Source organism: Burkholderia sp. BCC0419, from assembly GCF_902830285.1.
In the GTDB taxonomy this organism is placed as follows: Bacteria; Pseudomonadota; Gammaproteobacteria; order Burkholderiales; family Burkholderiaceae; genus Burkholderia.
Window position 1 is genome coordinate 1,764,985 of record NZ_CADESR010000001.1, and the last position, 21,523, is coordinate 1,786,507.

The 21,523-nt window shown below is 71.1% G+C and carries 6 protein-coding genes; 1 reads left to right on the plus strand and 5 read right to left on the minus strand.

The genetic code is table 11. The features are described 5' to 3' along the window. Positions 1-17: 17 nt before the first annotated feature. From HWW87_RS07910 to HWW87_RS07930, 5 genes are read right to left on the minus strand one after another with little or no spacing between them, the layout of a single operon-like run. Positions 18-2,279: a TonB-dependent siderophore receptor gene (locus tag HWW87_RS07910; protein WP_175819855.1), complete on the minus strand. Its 2,262-nt coding sequence runs from the start codon at positions 2,277-2,279 to the stop codon at positions 18-20. A 22-nt stretch (positions 2,280-2,301) separates the two neighbouring features. Then, positions 2,302-3,678 (minus strand): lysine N(6)-hydroxylase/L-ornithine N(5)-oxygenase family protein, encoded by a 1,377-nt coding sequence (locus tag HWW87_RS07915; RefSeq protein ID WP_175819856.1) that lies wholly within the window; start codon positions 3,676-3,678, stop codon positions 2,302-2,304. A gap of 32 nt (positions 3,679-3,710) precedes the next feature. Next, positions 3,711-4,742: a GNAT family N-acetyltransferase gene (locus tag HWW87_RS07920; RefSeq protein WP_175819857.1), complete on the minus strand. Its 1,032-nt coding sequence runs from the start codon at positions 4,740-4,742 to the stop codon at positions 3,711-3,713. Next, the gene (locus HWW87_RS07925) at positions 4,732-9,729 is read right to left on the minus strand and encodes a non-ribosomal peptide synthetase (protein WP_175819858.1); all 4,998 of its coding nucleotides are present in this window, start codon (positions 9,727-9,729) and stop codon (positions 4,732-4,734) included. Before HWW87_RS07925 ends, HWW87_RS07920 begins: the two co-directional genes overlap by 11 nt. A gap of 9 nt (positions 9,730-9,738) precedes the next feature. Next, positions 9,739-19,407: a non-ribosomal peptide synthetase gene (locus tag HWW87_RS07930; protein ID WP_175819859.1), complete on the minus strand. Its 9,669-nt coding sequence runs from the start codon at positions 19,405-19,407 to the stop codon at positions 9,739-9,741. A gap of 272 nt (positions 19,408-19,679) precedes the next feature. Here HWW87_RS07930 and HWW87_RS07935 point away from each other — a divergent pair, with 272 nt between their 5' ends. Next, positions 19,680-21,425, plus strand: a complete 1,746-nt coding sequence (locus tag HWW87_RS07935) for a cyclic peptide export ABC transporter (protein WP_175819860.1) — start codon at positions 19,680-19,682, stop codon at positions 21,423-21,425. Positions 21,426-21,523: the final 98 nt, after the last annotated feature.

The window sequence follows — 21,523 nt, forward strand, 5'->3', positions numbered from 1 at the left end:
CGCCGCGGCGCGCGACGTCACCAGTTGTATTTCGCGGTGGCGATTACCGTGCGGTCGGTCCCGAAAATGCAGACGTTCATCGACTGGCAACCGCTGATGTAATGGCGGTTGAACAGGTTCGTCCCGTTCACGGCGAAGCGCCAGTTGCGCGTGTCGTAATGCAGGCCCGCATCGAACAGCGTGACGCTCGAGACCGTCAGCGAGTTGTCGGCCGCACCGGCCGACGCGCTCTGGTAGCGAATGCCGCCGCCGAGGCCGAAGCCGGCGAGCGGCCCCGTGTACCAGGTCCAGTCGGTCCACAGCGATGCCATCTGGCGCGGCCGCGGAATGTCGACCGGCCAGTTGTTCAGCGAGACGTCGTTGGCCTGCACGTTCTTCACGTCCTGATAGACGTACGACGCGATCACCGACAGGTTCCGCGTGACCTTGCCGGTCGCGCTCAGCTCGATCCCGCGCGAGCGCACCTCGCCCGTCTGCACCGACTTCGTGCCGGTCGTGTCCTGGCTCGGCAGCGCCGACGTGAGCACGTTGGTCTGGTTGATCTGGTAGATCGCCGCGTTCAGCATCAGGTTCTTGCCGGGCGGCTGCCAGCGCAGGCCGGCTTCGATCTGCTTGCCGCGCGTCGGCTGCGGCAGTCCGCCGCCGACCAGGTTCACGCCGATCAGCGGATTGAACGACGTTGCATAGCTGATGTACGGCGACAGCCCGTAATCGCCCTGGTAGGTGAGGCCGACGCGGCCGGTGAACGCCGTGACGTCCGCCTTCGTCGACGTGCCGCCCGCGCGATCGTCCATCCGCATGTTGACCCAGTCCTCGCGGCCGCCGAGCGTCAGCGTCCAGCGGTTCCACTTGATCTGGTCCTGCGCGTACAGGCCGAACGTGTTCATCGTCGTGTACGTGTTGGTGCGGAACGTCGAGTCGGGTGTGAACACCGCCGTCGTGACGGGCGTGTACACCGGGTTGTAGAGGTTCAGCGTCGGCGCGGCGGCCAGCCATTCGCTGTCGGTCGCGGTCTGCCGGTTGTACTGGAAGCCGAGCAGCAGCGTGTGCTGCAGCGGGCCCGTCGCGAAACGGCCCTCGAGGTTGTTGTCGATGTCGAAGCGGCTGTAGTTCATCTGGAACACGCCGGCCCAGCGGTTGACGGTGGTCAGCGTGTCATCCGAGAAGCCGTTGCCGAACACCGACCCGTTGTCGAGCGACAGGTGCATCAGGCGCGTGTTCTGGCGGAACGTCCAGGCCGGCGTCAGGTTGCGCTCGAACTGGTAACCGACCGACCACTGCTTCTTGCGGTAGTAGTTGAAGTTGCCGTCGCCTTCGTAGATGTCCTTGTTGATCTGGCCGTTCGGGTTCGGCAGCACCGTGCCCTGCGCGGGCAGGAAGTTCGACGAGATGTCGCCCCAGTCCTGCAGGTAGGTCGCGGACAGCGTCAGCGACGTATCCGCGTCCGGGCGCCAGCGGAACGACGGCGCGAGCGCGACGCGCTGGTCGTTGTTCGGGCCCGTCAGCGCGTTGCCGTCGCGCGCGACGCCGACGAACCGGTACGCATACTTGCCGTCCGGATCGAGCTTGTCGCCGACGTCGATCATGAACTGCTTGCGCGCATAGTTGCCGATCTGCACGCCCGCTTCGCGCACGCGCTCGCCGTCGGCGAGCTTGGTGTGCACGTCGATGATCGCGCCCGGATCGCCCGCGCCGTACAGCACCGAGGTCGGCCCGCGCAGCACGCTGATGCTGTCGATCATGTACGGATCGACGCGCCAGCTCGCGAGGTTGATCGTGTTCGGCACCTGCAGCCCGTTCACGTAGGCGGTCGGCGTGAAGCCGCGCAGCGCCGCGTACCAGTCGGAGCGGTTGTCCGACCCGTACGACGAGAAGCCCGGCACGTAGCGCAGCGCCGCGTTCACGTCGGTGGCGCCGGTCATCTCGATCTGCTGCGCGGTGACGATGTTGATCGTCTGCGGGATCTCGTTGAGCGGCGTATCGGTCTTGGTGCCGGTCGTGCTGCGCTTCGCGACGAGCCCGACCGTGCCGTCTCCCGCCGAGGCCGCGTTGACGGTGATCGCCGGCAGCGTGCCGTTTTGCGCGGCGGCCGACGTATTCGCCGTCGCGCCGTTTTGCGCACTGCTGGCCGACGCCACGGCGCCTGCGTTCACGGCCGGCGCCGTCTGCGCGTAGGCGTGCCCTGCCGCCGTACCGAACGCCACGCTTGCCGCGGCTGCGATCGCACGCAAACGCGTGCCTGTTGCCCACTCCATCTTCTTCTGCTCCACTTTTTTCATGCGGTCTCCGACCGCGCCTTTGTCAAAGAGCGAAAGCCATCCGGCCCGCGCTCACCCCGTTGTTCGGTCGTTTTTCGTGCGCTGCCCGGGCCACGCTTTCGTCATGCGCGGGCGCGATCCCGTCTTCGAGCGACGCGCAGATTTCGTCCGCGCGGCGCGCCAGTACCGACAGCAGCGTGTCGGACAGGCCGTGGCTGTCTTCGCAGCAGCCTTGCAGATAGATGCGCGGCGCGAAGTGCTCGGGCGTCGCGAGCAGGTAGTCGCGCGTGACGTCGCCGCGCGTGAGCGCATCGCCCAGATGCGGCGCGAGCCCTTCGAGCAGCGCCGAATGCGTGTCGCGGCGATAGCCGGTCGCGAGCACGAGCGCATCGAAACGCTCGACGCGCGTGGCGCCGCTCATCCGGTCGCGCAACGTCAGCTCGATGCGGCCGTCGGCGGCGCGCACCGCGGCCTCGATCGCGCTGTTCGCGAGCAGCGCATGACGCGGCGTGCCGTCGATGCGCTGCAGGTACAGCATTTCGTAGATCTGCTCGATCAGCGGCCGGTCGACCACCGCGTAGTTCGTGTCGCGATAGCGCTCGAGCAGCGCGCGGCGCGCGTCGTGCGGCTGCGCATAGACGACGTCGGTGAATTCGGGGCTGAAGATTTCGTTGACGAACGGGCTGTCGTCGGCCGGCTTCAGCGCGCCGGCACGCATCACGAGGTTCGCGTCGACGTGCGGGAAGCGGCGCGCGAGGTCGATGAACACCTCGGCCGCGCTCTGCCCCGCCCCGATCACCGCGACGCGGCGGCGCTCGCCGTCGGGCGACGCGACGAGCCGGTCGATGTCGGTCAGGTACGACGACGAATGGATCACGCGGTCGCGGCCGAGCGCGGCGAACGCATCGGGAATCGCCGGCGTGCCGCCGACGCCGACCGACAGCGCACGCGTGACGCGCTGGCGCTCGTGGCCGGCCGCGTCGCGCGACAGCACGCGCAGTGCGTCGATCTTCGCGCCGTCGCCGCGCACCGGTTCGATCCCCAGCACGGTCTCGCTGTAATGGACGCGATCATCGAACGCGTCGGCCACCCAGCTCAGGTAGTCGTGGAATTCGACGCGGGTCGGATAGAAGTTCTTCAGGTTGACGAATTCGTTCAGCCGGCCGCGTTCGAACAGGTAGTTGATGAACGTGTAGCGGCTTTTCGGATCGCGCATCGTGACGAGATCCTTCAGAAACGAGATCTGCATCCGGCAGTCATCGAGCAGCATCCCGCGATGCCAGCCGAACTCCGGCTGGCGCTCGATGAAGCAATGGGCGAGCGTGTGCGCACCGCCGCGCTCCGCGAGGCGCACGGCCAGCGCCAGATTCGACGGCCCGAAGCCCACGCCGATCAGGTCGAATACGGTTTCTCTCTGCATGTCTCAGTTCCCTTGTCGGTGAATCCGGCCCGTCAGACGTGACGGCCGGAGAAGAACGTCTCGCGCAGCGTGCGCATCCACAGCGGCTGCGCGTCGGCCAGTGCGAGACGGCGCTGCCGCGCGAAGCCATGCCGCGCGAGATGGTCGGCAACCCGCGTGTGGCCGGCCGGAACGGCACAGCCGACCGCTTCGGTACGCAGGTCGTCGAGAAACAGGTAATGCACGACGGACGGCAACCAGCCGGCCACGCGGTGCGGGCCGCGCCAGCGCGGCTCGCCGACCAGCATCCGCAGCCCGCGGTCGTAATCGCGCGCCGCGACGTGCGGCGCGAGCGCGTCCTCCTTCAGCCAGAACGCTTCGAAATACGCGAACGGCTCGCCGTCGAAACAGCCGACGAGCGACGTCACGTGCGGATCGGCTTCCTGCGGGCCTTCCGCGCCGCATGGCGCGGGCTGTGCGCCCGGCCAGCCGTCGCGCACGCGCGGCTCGTCGAACCAGCGCGCGAGCCGTTCGGCGTCCTCCGCCGGCTGCCAGCCGCGCAGCGTGAAGCGCACGCCGAGCGCCGGCAGGTCGCGCGCGTAGACGTCGCCGCGCGGCGCGGGCGGTCGGCGCGGATGACGCCGGCCGTCGGTGAGCGTCGGCAGCGTCGCGCACGGCAGAGGTGGGCCGACGCGCCACAGGTCGGCCTGTTGCGCCCAGCCGTCGCGCAGGCAGCGGCCGCCGTCGGCGAGCACGCCGCTCGCGCGCAGCGCGTCGAGCGCGACCGCCGGCCACGCGGCCGGGTCGAGCCGGATCGCCGCGTGGCGCGCGCTGTCCGAGAACGCCGCGGCCAGTGCGGCCAGCAGCGCCCGCCGCTGGTCGGCCGGCGCCGCGCGATGGTTGTAGGCGACGAGGCGCAGCGCGCCGTCGTCGCCGAGCTGCGCGCGCAGCAACTGCGCGCCGATGCCGTCGCCCTGCGCGACGCGGATCTCCGCGCCGTCGCGCGCGGCGAACAGGCCGTCCGCGAACGCGAGGCGGTAGGTATCGAGCATCGTGAATCCGTCCGGACGCACCTCAGCCAGCATGGCGCGCCTCCTGTCCCGTTTCCGCTTGCGCATCGAGCCGCGCGCCGAGTGCCGCGAGCGTCGGCGCCGCGAACACGTCGGCGACCGTCAGCGCGTGACCGGCACGGCTTGCGGCGTCGACGAAGCGCACGACGTCGAACGACGTCGCGCCGGCTTCGAACAGGTTCGCGTCGGGCTCGGGGGCGGCCGTCGCGAACGTGTCCGACCACAGCGCGGCGAGCACGGCGACGGCATGCGAAGGCATTGCGTTGTTCCGTGTTTCCGCATTCGCGTGGGCGCCGAACGCAGCGCGCGTGGCTGCGCGCGCATCGGGCGCGCCGAGCGCGGCTTCCGACGCGCCGGCGAAACGTGCGACTTCGTCGTGATACAGATCGACGAGCGTCTCGACGAAATCGCGTGCGAGCAGTTCGTCCGCATATGAGAACGCGGCGCTCACGCGGCCGTCCGGATGCTCGACGACGTCCAGCTCCAGCGTGAACACGACGCGATGGCGCACGTCGTCGAATTCGGCCAGCGACAGGCCGGCCCAGTCGCGCGCGGCGGCGCCGGTCGGGCGCAGGTAGTTGAACATCACCTGGAACAGCGGATTGGCCTGCGCGGCACGCGGCGCACGCAGCGCAGCCACGACGTCGGCGAACGGCACGTCGGCATGCGCATACGCGGCGAGCGCCGTGTCGCGCACCTGCGCCAGCACGTCCGCGCGGCGCGCGGCGGGGTCGAGCAGCGTGCGCACGACGACCGAGTTGATGAACAGGCCGAGCGCGGCGCGGGCCGCGTCGCCGGTGAGTTCGCGCGTCGACGCGAGCACGCCGACCGGCTGGTCGGCCGCACCCGTCGCACGGAACAGCGCGGTGTTGAGCGCCGCGTGCAGCAGCATTGGCAGCGTGGCATGCGAGGCCGACGCCGCGTCGCGCGCTGCACGAATAAGCTGTGCATCGAATTCGAACGCGATACGGGCCGCGCGCCATTGCGGCACGGTCGGCGCGTCGGCGCGCTGCGGCAACACGCGCGACGGCAGATCGGCAAGCGCATCGCGCCAGTACGCGACACGGGCCGGATGGCACGGCGCGGGCAGCACGAGCGGGACGGCCAGTTGGACGACCGGTTGGACGGCTTCATCGGCCGGCACGGCGCGGCGCTGCACGCGGGCGACATAGCGGGCGCGCACCGCATCGAGCCACAGCTCGATCGATTCGCCATCCGACACGATGTGGTGGATCGTCACCGACAGCACGTGATCGTCCGCACCGAGCCGCAACACGCGGGCGCGCCACAGCGGCGCGTCGGCTGCGAGGTCGAACGGCGCGAGTGCATCCGCGTCGGTCAACGCGGCCGCGCGGGCCGGCGCATCGGCTTGGGCCGACAGGTCGATCAGCGGCAGATCGACGGCAACGCCTGCGTCGATCCGCTGGCCCGGCAGCGCGCCATCGCGGACGACGAGCCGCGCACGCAGCGCCGGATGTACGGCCGCCGCATCCGAAAACGCGGCGCGCAGCGCATCGACATCGAGCGGGCCGCGCACGCGCAGCGCGACCGGAATGTTGTACGCGGCGCTATCCGGCTGCGCGCGCCACAGGAACCACAGGCCGAGCTGCGCGGGCGACAGCGGCCACACGCCATGCGCGTCCGGCTTGACCACCGCGACGCCCGGCGCCGCGGCGCCCGCCTGCGCGGCGCGCGGCGCATCGGCCACCTGCAGCGCGTACTGCGCGAGCACCGGCGCCTCGAACAGCGCACGCACCGGCACGTCACGGCCGAGCCGTTCGGCCACGCGCGTCGCGACGCGCACGGCCGCGAGTGAATGACCGCCGAGATCGAAGAAGTGATCGCCGCGGCCGACGCGTTCCAGGTTCAGCACGTCGCACCAGATCGCCGCGAGCGCGGCTTCGTCGCCGTCGCGCGGCGCCTCGTACACGCGTACGACGCGCACCGGCGCCGGCAGCCGCGCACGGTCGACCTTGCTGTTCGCGTTGCGCGGCAGCGCGTCGAGCACGATCAGTTGCGCGGGCACCATGTAATCGGGCAGCGTGCGGCGCAGATGCGCATCGAGCGTCGCGGCTTCGACCGGCTGCGCGGCCGCCTGCGCTTCGGCGGTCAGCTCGACGTACGCGACGAGCTGCGCGAGCGCGCCCTGCCCGTGCACGACCGCGCAGGCTTCGCGCACCGCGTCGTGCGCGGCGAGCTGCGCTTCGATTTCGCCGAGTTCGATGCGCAGGCCGCGCAGCTTCACCTGATGATCGACGCGGCCGATGAAATCGAACACGCCGTCCGCGCGGCGCCGCACGAGATCACCGGTCCGGTACAGTCGCGCGCCCGGCGCGCCGTACGGATCGGGCACGAAACGCTCGGCCGTCAGCGCCGGACGATCGAGGTAGCCGCGTGCGACGCCGATCCCCTCGCCGCCCAGATACAGTTCGCCGATCACGCCGACCGGCAGCGGATGCAGCCGCGCGTCGAGCACGTGCGCGGTGCGCGCGCCGACCAGCGTGCCGATCGGCAGATACGCGGCGTCACCGAGCTTCGCGAGATCGTCGCCGGGCCGGAACATCCACAGCGTCGGCGTGATGACCGTTTCCGTCGGGCCGTAGCCGTTGACCACGCGCACGTTCGGCAGCGCGCGGCGTAGCATCGCGAACGCCTCGCGCGACGTCGCCTCGCCGCCGACGGTCAGCGAACGCAGCGTCGGCGGTGCGCCGTGCGCGAGCGCCCATTCGGCGAGCTGTGCGGCGCAGCCGGGCGGCACGTAGGTCATCGTCACGCCGTCGCGGATCATCATTGCGCAGGTCTGCGCGGGCGGCCACAGCACGTCGGCCGTTACCGACACGGCCGCGCCCGACATGTATTGCGAAAACCAGCCTTCGTGCGCGCCGTCGAAATTGACCGACTGGAACAGCAGGAACACGTCGTTCTCGCCCGCGCCGTAGCGCTCGGCGATCGCCGCGCAATGCAGCGCGAACGACGCATGGTCGACGATCACGCCCTTCGGCTTGCCGGTCGAACCCGATGTGTAGATCGCGTACGCCGCGTGGCCGGGCAGCACGTCCGGCAGCGCGACGTGCGCGGCTTCGTCGAGCGCATCGATCGCATCGGCGCGCCATACGCGCAGCGCCGGCAATTCGGGCAGCGACGCGGCGCTTGCGGCGTCGGTCAGCACGTGCGCGATGTTCGCATCGCCGACGATCTGCGCGAGCCGTTCGCGCGGGTGGGCCGGATCGAGCGGCACGAACGCGGCGCCCGACTTCAGCACCGCGATCAGCGCGACGAGCAGGTCGACCGAGCGCTGCAGCGCGACGCCGACGCGCATCTCGGGCCGCACGCCGGCCGCCACCAGATGGCGCGCCAGGCGCGCGGCACGCGCATCGACTTCGCCGCGCGTCAACGCGCGATCGATATCGGCGACGCCGCGTGCACCGGGCCGCGCGTGTGCATGCGCGGCGATGCGCGCATGCACCGGGACGAACGGCTCGGCAGCGGTCGCGCCGTCCGGCGCGTTCCACGCGAAGAGCTGCGCGCGCTCGTCGGCGGGCAGCCAGTCGAGATCGCCGATCGGCATGTCGGGGCGCGCGAGCGCATCGGTCAGCAGCGTGGCGAAGCGCGCGGCCAGCCGTGCGATCGCATCCGCGTCGAACAGGTCGAGCGCGTAGACGAAGGCGGCGTCGAAGGTGCCGTCCGGCGTCGCTTCGACGGACAGCGTCAGGTCGAATTTCGCGGACGGCGTGCCCGACGGCAGCAACGCGGCCGACGCCGCGCCGAGCGCCGGTAGCGCGCGGCGTTCGCCATACGCGGCCATCACCTGGAACAGCGGATGGTGGCTTGCGCTGCGCGGCACGCCGAGCGCGTCGACCACCTGCTCGAACGGCACGTCCTGGTGCATCTGCGCGTCGACGAGCGCGCGCTGCGTACGCGCGACCAGCGACGAGAAATCGCCGTGCGCGGGCACGTCGACGTCGATCGCGAGCGTGTTGACGAAGAAGCCGATCAGGCCGGCGACTTCCGCGCGCTCGCGGTTCGCGGCCGGCACGCCGACGCAGATCCGTGCGTCGCCGGTCGCGCGCGCCAGCAGCGCATCGAGCGCGGCGAGCAGCACCGCGAACGGCGTCGCGCCGGACGCGGCCGCGAACGCGCGCAACCGCGCACCGATGCGCGCGTCGAGCGCAAACACATGGCGCGCGCCGCGCGCACTGCGCCGCGCCGGCCGCGCGGTCGCGCCGGGCAGCGTCAGCACGCCGCGCTGCGGATCGAGCCGCTCGCGCCAGAACGCGAGCTGACGGTCGCGCTCGCCGGCGTCGAGCCAACGGCGCTGCCACAGCGCGTAGTCGGCGTACTGGATCGGCAGCGGCGCAAGCGGCACCGGCTCGCCCGACGCATACGCGCGATAGAACGCCGCGAGTTCTTCGAGCATCACGCCCGACGACCAGCCGTCCGACACGATGTGATGCACGGTCAGGGCGAGCCAGTGATGCGTCGCGTCGAAGCGAATCAGATGTGCGCGCACGAGCGGCGCCGTGCCGAGATCGAACGGTTCGGCTTCGTCGGCCGTCGCGACCGCTTCCGCGCGCGGCACGCGTTGCGCGTCCGGCAACGCGTCGAGATCGGTTTCGCGCCACGGGCAGCGCAGCGGCGCGTGGATCGTCTGCGCGACGCCGTCCTGCGCTTCGTCGAAGGTCGTGCGCAACGCTTCATGGCGCGCAATCAGCGCATCGCATGCGAGGCGCAGCGCATGTACATCGAGCGGGCCCGTCAGCGCCAGGCGCTCGGTGATGTGGTACGCGTCCGGCGCATCGATCAGCCGTGCGTGCAGCCACAGCCGCGTCTGCGCGAACGATGCCGGAACGCGGTCGCCGCGTGGCGTGCGCGGCGGGATCGGCAGCACGCGGAAGTCGATGCCGGCCGCGCCGAGCTTGTCGATGAAAACCGCGCGCTGCGCGTCGGGCAGTTGCGCGAAACGCGTCGCGAGCGCAAGCCAGTCGGGTTGAACCTTCGTCATCCGTCGTCCTTATTGGGTTTCCAGTTCGCCGAGCAGCGCGTCGATCGCGCTCGCCGCATCGGTCGCGCCGCGTGCCGCGCAGGCCGCGTCGATCGCTTCCGCGCAGCGCGCCAGCGTGCGCGTGTCGAACAGCGTGCGCAGCGGCAGCGCGAGCCCCCAGTGCAGGTTCGCCTGCGCGTGGGCCTGCGTCGCGAGCAGCGAGTGGCCGCCGAGCAGGAAGAAATCGCCGTCGCGGCCAATCGCGTCCACGTGCAGCACGCGCTGCCAGATGTCGGCGAGCGCGCGCTCGGTATCGGTCGCGAGTTCGACGGCTTCAGTCGCTTCGCGTACCGGCGCGGGCAGCGCATGGCGGTCGCACTTGCCGTTCGGCGTGACGGGCAATGCATCGAGCTCGATCAGTTGCGACGGCACCATGTACGCCGGCAGTTGCGCGCGCAGCGCGTCGAGCAGCGCCGCACGATCGAGCGGGCCTGCATCGCCGCGGGCGACATAGCCGACCAGTTGCTCGTCGCGCACGATCACGACCGCATCGTTGACGCCCGGCGCCGCGCGCAGCAGCGCCTCGATTTCGCCCGGCTCGATCCGCTGGCCGCGCAGCTTCACCTGCGTGTCGACACGGCCGAGGTAGTCGAGCGCGCCGTCCGCGCGCCGGCGTGCGAGGTCGCCGGTGCGGTACATGCGGGCGCCCGGCACGAACGGATCGGGCACGAAACGCTCGGCGGTCAGCGCGGGACGGCCGAGATAGCCGCGCGCGAGGCCCGCGCCCGCGAGATACAGTTCGCCGGTCGCGCCGGCCGGCACCGGCTGCCACGCGGCATCGAGCACGTGCAGTTGCAGGTTCGCGATCGGATGGCCGATCGGCACCGCGACCGCGTGCGCGTCGTCGGGGCCGCAGGTCCAGTGCGACACGTCGATCGCGGCTTCGGTCGGCCCGTACAGGTTCACGAGCGTCGCGTTCGGCAAGAGGCGCGCCATCTTCGCAACGAGTTCGGGCGCCAGCGCCTCCCCGCTCGCGACGATCAGGCGCACGCTGTCGCATTGCGCGGCGGCCGAGAAATCGTCGAGATGCGCGGCGAACGCGGCGAGCATCGACGGTACGAAATGCAACACCGTCACGCCGTGCGCGTGGATCGCGGCGGCCAGGCGCGCCGGGTCACGGTGATCGCCCGGCGCGGCGATCGCGAGCTTCGCGCCGATCGCGAGCGGCCACACGAATTCCCACACCGACACGTCGAAGCCGAACGGCGTCTTGTGCAGCACGACGTCGTCGCGCGTCAGCCGGTACGCGTGCTGCATCCATGCGATCCGGTTCGCGAGCGCGCCATGCGTATTGCCGGCGCCCTTCGGCTTGCCGGTCGAGCCGGACGTGTAGATCAAGTACGCGAGCTGCGCGTCGTCGATCGCGGCGGTTTCATCGTCGACATCGTCCGCTTCGTCGGCCAACAGGTCCGCGACCGTCAAGAGTTGCGTATCGGCGCCCTCGCCCAGCGCGGCCTCGACCTGCTCGCGCAGATGCGCCTGCGTGATCGCGACGGCCGGCCGCGCGTCGCGCAGCAGATACGCAATGCGCTCGGCCGGATAGTCGGGATCGACCGGCAGGTACGCGGCGCCGGCCTTCAGCACGCCGACGAGCGCCATCACCATGTCGAACGAGCGCTCAACGCACAGCGCGACGGGCGTATCGGACCGCACGCCGCGCCGGCGCAGCGCGGCGGCGATCCGCGACGTAGCGGCGTCGAGTTCGCGATAGGTCGCGCGCTGCACGCGGCCGTGAGCGTCCGCGTATTCGAGCGCGATCGCGTCGGGCGTCGCCCGTGCCGCATCGGCGAATTGCAGGTGCAGCGGCTGCCGTTGTTCGGTCGGCCAGGTACGCGCGGTGTCCTGCGCGCGCACCAGCGCCTCGCGGGTCGCATCGTCGGCGATCGACAGCGTGCCGAGCAACGCGTCCGGCGTACGGGCCAGTGCATCGAGTGCGCAAGCGAACGCGCGATGCCAGGTCTCGACCTGACGCGCGTCGACGCGTGCGGTGTCGTAGCCGTAGTCGATCGTCAGTTCGGCGCCGCTTTCGATCACGAGCGTCAGCGCGAAATCGGTCGCTTCGATGCTGCGTACGCCGCTCAACGCCAGTGCGCGCGGATCGGCGTCACGCGCGATGTCGTCCACCGGATAGTTCTCGAACACGACCAGCGTATCGAACAGTGCGCCGCCCGACCCGCGCGCCCAGCGCTGGATATCGGCGAGCGGCGTGTGCGCGTGTTCGGCGGCGGCCGCGTTCTCGCGTTGCAGCGTTTGCAGCCAGTCGGCCGCACGTTGCTGCGGCGCCGGCGCGGTGATGACCGGCAGCGTGTTGATGAAAAGACCCAGTACCGAGTCGACGTCCGCGAGCGCATCGGGACGGCCCGCGACGGTCGCGCCGAACGCGACGGCCGGCTGGTGCGTCATCCGCTGCAGCGCGAGCGCCCATGCGCCCTGCACCAGCGTGTTGACAGTCAGTTTCAGCGCGCGGGCGGCCTGCGCGACGCGCGCCGTCGTGTCGGCATCGAGCGTCGCGCGCCACGTGACCATCTCGGCATCCGCGCGGTCGGCCGTGCGTTCCGCGATCAGCGTCGGCGCGTCGAGACGCGCCAGGCGGTCGGTCCAGAAGCGCTCGTCGGCGTCGCGGTCGCGCGTGCCGAGCCACGCGATGAAGTCGCGGTAGCGCAGCGCCGGGCGGCTCGCGAACGGCGACACGGCGTCCGGCTCGCGGTAGTCGCGCAGCACGTCGGCGAGCAGGCGCGCGGTGCTCCAGCCGTCGAGCAGCACGTGGTGACGCGTCCATACGACGCGCCATGCATCGTCCGTCACGCGGATCAGCGTGAGCCGCATCAGCGGCGGCTCGCGCCAGTCGAAGCCGCGCGTGCGGTCGGCCGCGAGCCACGCGTCGAAATCGGCGTCGAGCGTGTCGCCGCGCGTGCGCCAGTCGAGCTGCTCGACCGGCATTTGCGCGTGACGATGCACGCACTGCAGCGGCGCGGCTTCATCCGGCATCACGCTCGTGCGCAGGATGTCGTGACGCGCGACCGACGCGTCGAACGCGGCCGCAAGCCGGTCGGCGTCGAGCGCCGTTGCGGTCGCGACGAGCTGGTTCACGTAGCTCGCGTGGCCGGGCGCGAACAGCGCATGGAACAGGATGCCCTGCTGCATCGGCGACAGCGGATAGACGTCGTCGATCGTGCGCCAGTCGAGCGGCGCGCGTTCGATCGCGGCCTGCGTGAGGCCGGCGGCCTGCGCGAGCGGGAAATCGCCCGGCGTCGCGCCGGCGCCGCGATGCGCGACGCGCGATACGCATGCGTCGACGAGTTCGCGCAGCTCGGCCGCGAAGCGTTCGGCGAACGCGTCGATCGTCGCGCGTTCGAATTGCGGCGCACCGTAGACCCAGTGAACCTTCAGCGTGCGCGCGCCGTCGCCGTCCGTGTCGAGGTACGCATGGATCGCGAGCGTATTGCCGAGCGGTCCTTGAGGATCGCGCTCGACACCGGTGCCGCCGAAACGCGGGACGAGCGTCGCATCGCGCGGCGCGTCGAACTGGCCGAGATAGTTGAACGTGACGCGCGGGCGCGGCACGGCGGCCAGCGCCGCGCGCGTGGCCGTATCGCCATGGTGCGCGAGCACGCCGAAGCCGAGCCCCTTGTGCGGCACCGCGCGCAGCGCGTCCTTGACCGCGCACAGCGTGTCGCGGGCCGTCGCTTCGACCGGCAGCGTCACCGGGTAGTGGCTCGTCAGCCAGCCGATCGTGCGGCTGGCATCCGCGTCGTCGAACAGCGCTTCGCGGCCGTGTCCTTCCAGTTCGACCCGGCACGATGCGGCGCCGCGCGCGCCGGCCAGCGCCAGCGCGAGCGCCGCGCCGAGCAGTTCGATCGTCTGCGTGCGATAGGCCGCGTGCGCGTCGGTCAGTGCGGCGCGGGTCAATGCCGCGTCGATCGTCTGCACGACGACGGCCGCATCGGCGTTCGTCGCCACTGCGTCGGGATGATCGGGCACGATGTCGTCGCCCTGCGCCATGCCGGCCCAATAAGCGGCCTCGCCCGAGAACGGCGACGTCGGCTCCGTTGCCGCGCGGGCGAGCCGTGCGGCCCATGCGTCCGCGCGCAGGCCCGGTGGCGACAGACGGACCGGCGTGCGCTCGCATGCCGCGCGATAGGCAGTGTCGAGGTCGTCGAGCAGGATCCGCCACGACACACCGTCGACGATCGCATGGTGAATCGCGAGATAAAGTCGTGTCGAACCGTCCGGCAGCCGTGCCGCGCACGCGCAGGCGAGCGGCCCGCGGCCGAGGTCGAGACGGCGTTGCAGCGCGTCGAAGCGTGCCAGCGCGTCGGCTTCGTCGCGTGCGGGGACTTCGACGAACGGCAGCGCTTCATACGGCTTCGCCGCATCGCTCGCGTGCCACGTGCCGTCCGCGCTGCGTGCGAAGCGCTGACGGAATGCGTCGTGATGCGTGAGCAACGCGTCGAATGCGTGTGCGAATGCGTCCGCGTCGAACGCGCCGCGCACATCGAACGACACCGACTGGTTCCAGTGGCCGCGGTGCGGGATATCGAGCGCGAAGAAGCGCTGCTGGGCGGGCGTCAGGACCGGCATGGCAGTCGGTGTCGCATTTGCCGTTCCGACCGTGCTCGCAGGCTGCTGCGTGGCAACGGCCGTGTCGTCCGTTTTCGCGATGCGTGCAAGTTCGGCAACGGTCGGCCCGTCGAACAGCTGCTTCGGCGTGAAGCGCACGCCGCGCTTGCGCGCACGGGCGATCACCTGCAACACGAGGATCGAATCGCCGCCGAGTTCGAAGAAGTTGTCGTCGCGGCCGACCTTCGGCGCCTTCAGCACGGCCTGCCAGACATCGGCGAGCACCGTCTCGACCGCGCCCTGCGGCGCATCGCCTGACGCGACCGCGACCGGCACGGCCGCCCGTTCGCGCAATGCCGCGCGGTCGATCTTGCCGTTCACCGTCACCGCCAGGCGCGCGAGTGCGACGAACTGCGCGGGCACCATGTAGTCGGGCAGCGTCGCGGCGAGCGCGGCGCGCACCGCGGCTTCGTCGAACGCCACGCCGTCGCGCATCACGACGAACGTCGCGAGCCGCAGACGGCCATCGTGTTCGATCGCGAGCGTTTCGGCCTGCGCGATCGGGCCGGCCGCGCGCACGGCCGCACTCACCTCGCCCGGCTCGACGCGGTAGCCGCGAATCTTCACCTGATCGTCGATACGGCCGAGGAATGCGAGGCGGCCGTCCGTACGCAACCGCACGCGGTCGCCGGTGCGATACAGCCGTGCGCCCGGCGTGAATGGATCGGGTACGAAGCGCTCGGCCGTTTGCGCCGGACGCCCGAGATAGCCGCGCGCGACGCCCGGCCCGCCGAGATACAGCTCGCCCGTCGCGCCGGCCGGCACGCAGGCGCCGAACGCGTCGAGCACCAACGCGCGCGCATTCGGCAGCGGCAGGCCGAGCGGCACGCCGCTCGCGGGATCGCGCGCGTCGGCGGCAATCGACGCCGTGTCGCATGCGATCGCGCCGACCGTCGCTTCGGTCGGCCCGTAATGGTTGATCACGCGGCAGGCCGGCGCAAGCGCGGCCAGGCGCGCGACGAGCGCCCACGTGAGCGTCTCGCCACCCGTCACGAGCGCATGGCGCGGCAGCACGTCGGCCGGCACGCGCGCATCGAGCAGCGCTTGCAGGTGGCTCGGCACGATCTTCAGCACGCCCACTTCACGGCGGCGCATTTCGTCGGCGAACAGGTCCGGATCGAATGCGCACGCGGCCGGCAGCAGGTGCAGTGTGCGGCCTGCACACAACGCGCCGAACAGCGTCGTGTGGCCCAGGTCGGCCGCGACGGTCGATACCATCGCGAACGACGCGTCCGGCGCGAACGCGAGTTCGTCGAGCATCCCCTGCACGTAGTCGGCCAGCGCGCCGTGCGAGACGACGACGCCCTTCGGCGTGCCGGTCGAGCCCGACGTGTAGATCAGGTACGCGCCCTGTTCCGGGTGCGGCACGACGCGCACGCCGGCCGCATGGGCGAGCGTCGCGTCCTGCGCGAGCGCGTCGACGTCGAGCGGCTGCGCGTCGATGCCGGCCGGCCACGCGGCCGGCTCCGCGACGAGCGCCCAGCGCGCGCCGCAGTCGGCAGCCGCCGCGGCAAGGCGCGCGGCCGGCTGCGCGGGGTCGAGCAGCACGGCCAGCGCGCCGGCTTTCAGCGCGCCGAGCAGGCCGACGACGAAACGCGCCGAACGCTCGATGCAGACGACGACGGCCGCTTCGGCGGCCACGCCGCGTTGCGTCAGCGCCCGCGCGATGCGGTTCGATGCGTCGTCGAGCTCGGCGAACGTCAGCGATGCCGATGCGTCGGCAAGCGCGACACGATGCGGATACGCGGCCGCCTGCCGTGCGAAGGCGGCGACGATGTCGGCATGTTCGACGCGCCGCGCGCGGCCGTCGCGTGGCTGGCGCGACGCAGCCGACGCATCGCACGGCAGCGCGGCCGTCGTGTGCTGCGGATCGTGCGCGGCCGCGCCGACGAGCGCCGCATAGCTGTCGAGCCATGCACGCGCGGTATCGGCATCGATGCAGTCGGTCGCATAGGCCGCGACCAGTTCGATCCCGTTCGCGTCGTCGGTGAAATCCAGCGCGAAGTCGAAGCGCGCGGCGAGATCCGGCCCCGGCGTCGCGACCGCCGTGGCGTCCGGCAGCACGCTGTCGTGCCGTGCATCGAACTGCTGCGCGAACTTCACGCGCAGCCATTCGTCGCCGCGCTTGACGGGCGGCTTCACCGCGTCGACCACGCGCTCGAACGGCACGTCCTGGTGCGCAACCGCGTCGAGCGCCGCGGTGCGCGCCGCGTCGACGAGCGCACGGAACGGCAGCGTCGGCGCCACGCGGACGCGCAGCGCGACCGTATTCAGGAAAAGGCCCAGCAACGCACGCGTTTCGGGGCGCTGGCGATGCGCGACCGGCACCGCGACGACGACATCCATTTCGCCGGTCAGGCGCGACAGCCATGCGTCGAGCGCGGCCAGCAACACCGTGAAGACGGTCGCCTGTGCGTCGCGTGCGAGTTGCCGCACGTCGGCCGCGACCGCATCGGGCAGGCGCACCGACACGCGCGCGCCGTGCAGCGTGCGCGCCGCGCCCGGCTGGCGGTCGACCGGCAGCGCGAGCGGGCCCGGCACGTCGCGCAACGCGCCGCGCCAGTAGTCGAGCTGACGCTCGCCCTCGCCGCCGGCCAGCATGTCGCGCTGCCAGTCCGCATAGTCGGCGTACTGGATCGGCAATGCGGGCAGCGACGGTTCGCGGCCTTCGGCATATGCGCGGTACGCGGCCGACAGTTCGTCGAACGCGCAGCGCGAGCTCCAGCCGTCGGTGATCGCGTGGTGCGCGGTCAGCAGCAGGCGGTGGCGATCGTCAGCGAGCACAATTAGCGTCGCGCGCAGCAGCGGGCCGCGCGCGAGGTCGAATGGCTCGGCCGCGTCGCGCTCGGCGAGACGCGCGGCGTGCGCATCGCGGGCGGCCGGCGGCTGGTCGCGCAGGTCGACAGCGCCGATCGACACCGGCAGATGCGCATGAATCCGCTGCATCACGACGCCGTCGTCGTTGTCGACGAGCGTCGTGCGCCATGCTTCGTGGCGACCGATCACGTGATCGAGCGCACGCTGCAGCGCGTCGCGGTCGAGCACGCCGTCGATCGTCCAGTGCGCGGCGATGTGATACGCGGCGCTTGCGTCGCGCGTTTGCGCGAGCACCCAGAAGCGTTGCTGTGCGAGCGATGCCGCACGATCGATGTACGGCGCATCCGACGCGGCCGCATCGGCCGGCGCGCGGCGCGCGGCGATCGTGACCAGCGGTTCGCCGGTCTCGCGTTCCGCGCGATCGACCGTTTCGGCCAGTTCGGCGAGCGCCGGGTCGGCGAACAGCGTATCGAGCCGCAGGTTCACGCGCACGGCCGCACGGATCGCGGCCTGCAACTGCATCGCGGCGAGCGAATCGGCGCCCAGCGCGAAGAAGCGATCGTCGCGCGACGGCGTGACGTCGAGGCCCAGCAGCGTCTGCCACAGGCCGGCGATCTGTTGTTCGGTCGGTGTGCGCGGCGCATCGCCAGCGGCTTGCGTCGTGTCGCGTGCGGCGGCAATCCGCTCGCGCAGCGCGGCACGGTCGAGCTTGCCGTTCAGCGTGTACGGCAGCGTATCGCAACGCACGAACCGGTGCGGCTGCCAGGCGGCCGGCAATTGCGCGGCCACGTGCGCCTTCAATGCGGCATCGTCGGCCGCCGCGCGCAGCGCGACGCATGCGATCAGCCGCGTCGGCCCGTTGGCGCTTTCGGCCACCACGGCCGCGTCGGCCACGGCCGGATGCGAGCGCAGGCACGCGGCGATTTCCGCCGGCTCCACGCGCACACCGCGCACCTGGACCTGATCGTCGAGGCGGCCCAAATAGTCGTATGCGCCGTCGTCGCGCAGGCGTGCAAGATCGCCGGTACGATAGACGCGCGCGCCGGGTTCGCCGTCCGCATCGGGAATGAAACGTTCGGCCGTGAGCGCCGGGCGACCGTGATAACCGCGTGCGACGCAGACGCCGCCGAGCAGCAGTTCGCCCACGCCATCGGCTTCGGCGCCGTCGATGCGTGCGACACGCGGGCCGATCACGCGGCCGATCGGCAATGACGCATACGCGTCGTCCGCGGCCAGCACCGGCGTCTCGCCCGGCTCGACCGGCCACAGCATCGGCGAGATCACGGCCTCGGTCGGCCCGTAGCCGTTGATCAGGCGGACTGCCGGGAACGTGCGGCGCACGAATTCGAACGCCTGCTGCGGCAGCGCTTCGCCGCCGAACGCGAGCACGCGCAATGCCGGCGGCACGCCGTCGCGCGCGGCGACGGCCGCGAATTCGCGCAGGTACGCAGGCGGAAATGCCGCGACGTTGACCGCTTCGCGCACCATCAGCGCATGCGCGGCGTCCGGTGCGAACGGCTGCGGCGGCGCGACGACGATGCCGGCGCCGACCGCGAGCGGCGCGAGCCAGCATTCGTGCGCGGCGTCGAAATTGACCGACGCGAAATGCAGCAGACGGTCGCCGGCCTCGATCGGCAGCGCGGCCGCGAGCGCGTCGCAATGCGCGGCGAGCGGCCCGTGCTCGACGACCACCGCCTTCGGCGTGCCGGTCGAACCCGACGTATAGATCATGTACGCGGCCGAACGCGGGTGCACGGCCACTGTGTCGTCATCGAGCGCGTCCTCCTGCGCGACGCCCGATGCTTCCGCCGTCGCGTCGAACGCGTGTTCGAACGGCGTGCCGAGCGCCGCGCGGCCGGCGGCGTCGACGATGCCGTGCCGCAGTTGCGCGTCCTGCACGATCCAGTCGAGGCGCGCGGCCGGATGGCGCGGATCGAGCGGCACGAACACGCCGCCCGCCTTGAGCACGGCGAGCAGCGCGACGAACAGTTCGCACGAACGCTCGACGCACACGCCGACCCGCACTTCGGCGCCGACGCCGGCCGCACGCAGTTGCCGGGCGAGTTGCGATGCACGTGCGTCGAGCGCACCGCGCGACAGCCGCAGGTCGTTCTGAAAAGGCACCGCGATGGCGGGTGCGTCGGGCGCGATGCGCGCCAGTTCGCGGATTCGGTGATGCAGCGCAGTCGGGAAACTCGTCATGTGCATGAAGTCCTTCGGTCCGGCCGCTTCGGCCAAGTCTCGGGGCCGCTTGGGGCGGCTTCACTGGTGTGACGAACGACGCGGCCGATTTTTTACCGTTTTGCACGCAAAGCGCGCGCGACCGGTTTTTTTGACGATGGGGCTAAATATTTGCGCGGCCCGTTCGTCTATCAGGGAGGAAAGCCGCAACGGGGTTCGCCCCGCCCGCCGCTTTCGCGTCAGATTCGCCGTTTTTCGCGTTATTGCCTGCCTTCCCTTTACCGACGTTGCCGATGACAGCCGCCCACGAGCCCTCTTCCCCGCCGTCCCTCGACGCTTCCCCCGGCCGCCCCGCGGCGCGCCTGATCCTTGCACTGCTGCGCGAAAGCCGCGTGTCGCTCACGCTGGCGCTCACCGCGTGCGTGCTGAACGGTGTCGCGAGCGTGCTGCTCGTCGCGACGCTGAACCGCGCGCTGTCGCAACCGGGCGCCGCCGACGCAGCGCTCGCGTGGCGCTTCGCGCTGTGCGCGGTGATCGCGCTCGTCACGCGGATCGTGTCCGGCACGCTGTTTGCCCGCCTGTCGCAGGACACGATGGCGCGGCTGCGCGTGCATCTGGCGCGGCGCGTCGGCGCAGCCGAACTGCGCGACATCGAACGGATCGGCGCCGCGCCCGTGCAGTCGGTGCTGACCGACGACGCGACCAACGTGTCGATGCTGTTCTTCGCGCTGCCGAACCTGGTCATGCACGGCTCGATCGTGTTCGGCTGCCTCGGCTATCTGGCGTGGCTGTCCTGGCCCGTGTGCCTGCTGGCGCTCGCCGCGATCATCGCCGGCTCGCTCGGCTATCACACCGGCGACCGCCGCGCGATCGCGGCGCTCGAAGCCGCCGGGCAGGCGCAGGACCGCCTGTTCGGCTATCTCGGCTCGCTGTTCTCCGGCGCGAAGGAGCTGAAGCTGCACGATGCGCGCGCCCGCCAGTTCGTCGACGGCCAGCTCGGCGCCACGATCGGCGAGGTGCGCGACCACCGCCGTCGCGCGTTCAGCGCGTATGCGGTCGGGGTCGGCTGGATCATCTTCCTGTTCTACGTGTTCCTCGGCGTCGCGTCGTTCTGGCCGCAGCTCGGCGTGCATGCCGACCCGGCCACGGCCGCCGGCTACGTCGTCGTGTTCCTGTTCATGCTCGTGCCGCTCGACGGCCTGCTGAACAACTTGCCGACCGTCAACGCGGCGCGCGTGTCGCTCACGCGGATCGAAGGCGTGATGGCCGAATTCGGCGCGCTGCGCACGGTGCCGCCCGCGGCCGATGCGCCCGACGTGCCGCCGGCCGGCGCCGTCACGCTGCGCGGCGTCACGCACGCGTATTTCCACGAGCGCGACGAACGGATGTTCAGCATCGGGCCGATCGACCTGACGATCAAGCCGGGCGAGCTCGTGTTCATCGTCGGCGGCAACGGCAGCGGCAAGACGACGCTCGCGAAGGTGCTGACGGGGCTCTACGAGCCCGAGCAAGGCACGATCGAGGTCGACGGCCGCACGATCGGCTGGCGCGAGCGCGCGGCCTACCGGCAGCGCTTCAGCGCGGTGTTCAACGATTTCCACCTGTTCGATGCGCTGCTCGGCATCGTCGACCCCGACGATCCGTCGCGTGCGCAGGCCGATGCGCGGGCGAACGCGCTCGTCGCGAAACTCGCGCTCGACCACAAGGTGAAGGTGGTCGACGGCGCGTTCTCGACGCGCGCGCTGTCGACCGGGCAGCGCAAGCGGCTCGCGCTCGTCGTCGCGTACCTGGAGGATCGTCCGTTCTACCTGTTCGACGAATGGGCGGCCGACCAGGATCCGTCGTTCAAGGCCGTGTTCTACGAGCAACTGCTGCCGGAGCTGCGCGCACGCGGCAAGGCCGTGATCGTGATCACGCACGACGACCGCTACTTCGATCTCGCCGACCGTCTGCTGAAACTCGACAACGGGCGCATCGTCAGCGACACGCAACCGGCGCGCCAGCGTGCGCAGGATGGCGTCGATGCGCTGAGCGCGTAACACGACGACAGTCGATGGAAAAAATCGCCGACACGCTGCAATTGGCAGTGTGTCGGCGATTGTCGTTTCAGCAGGGAATTGAACTGATGTGTGGCGAA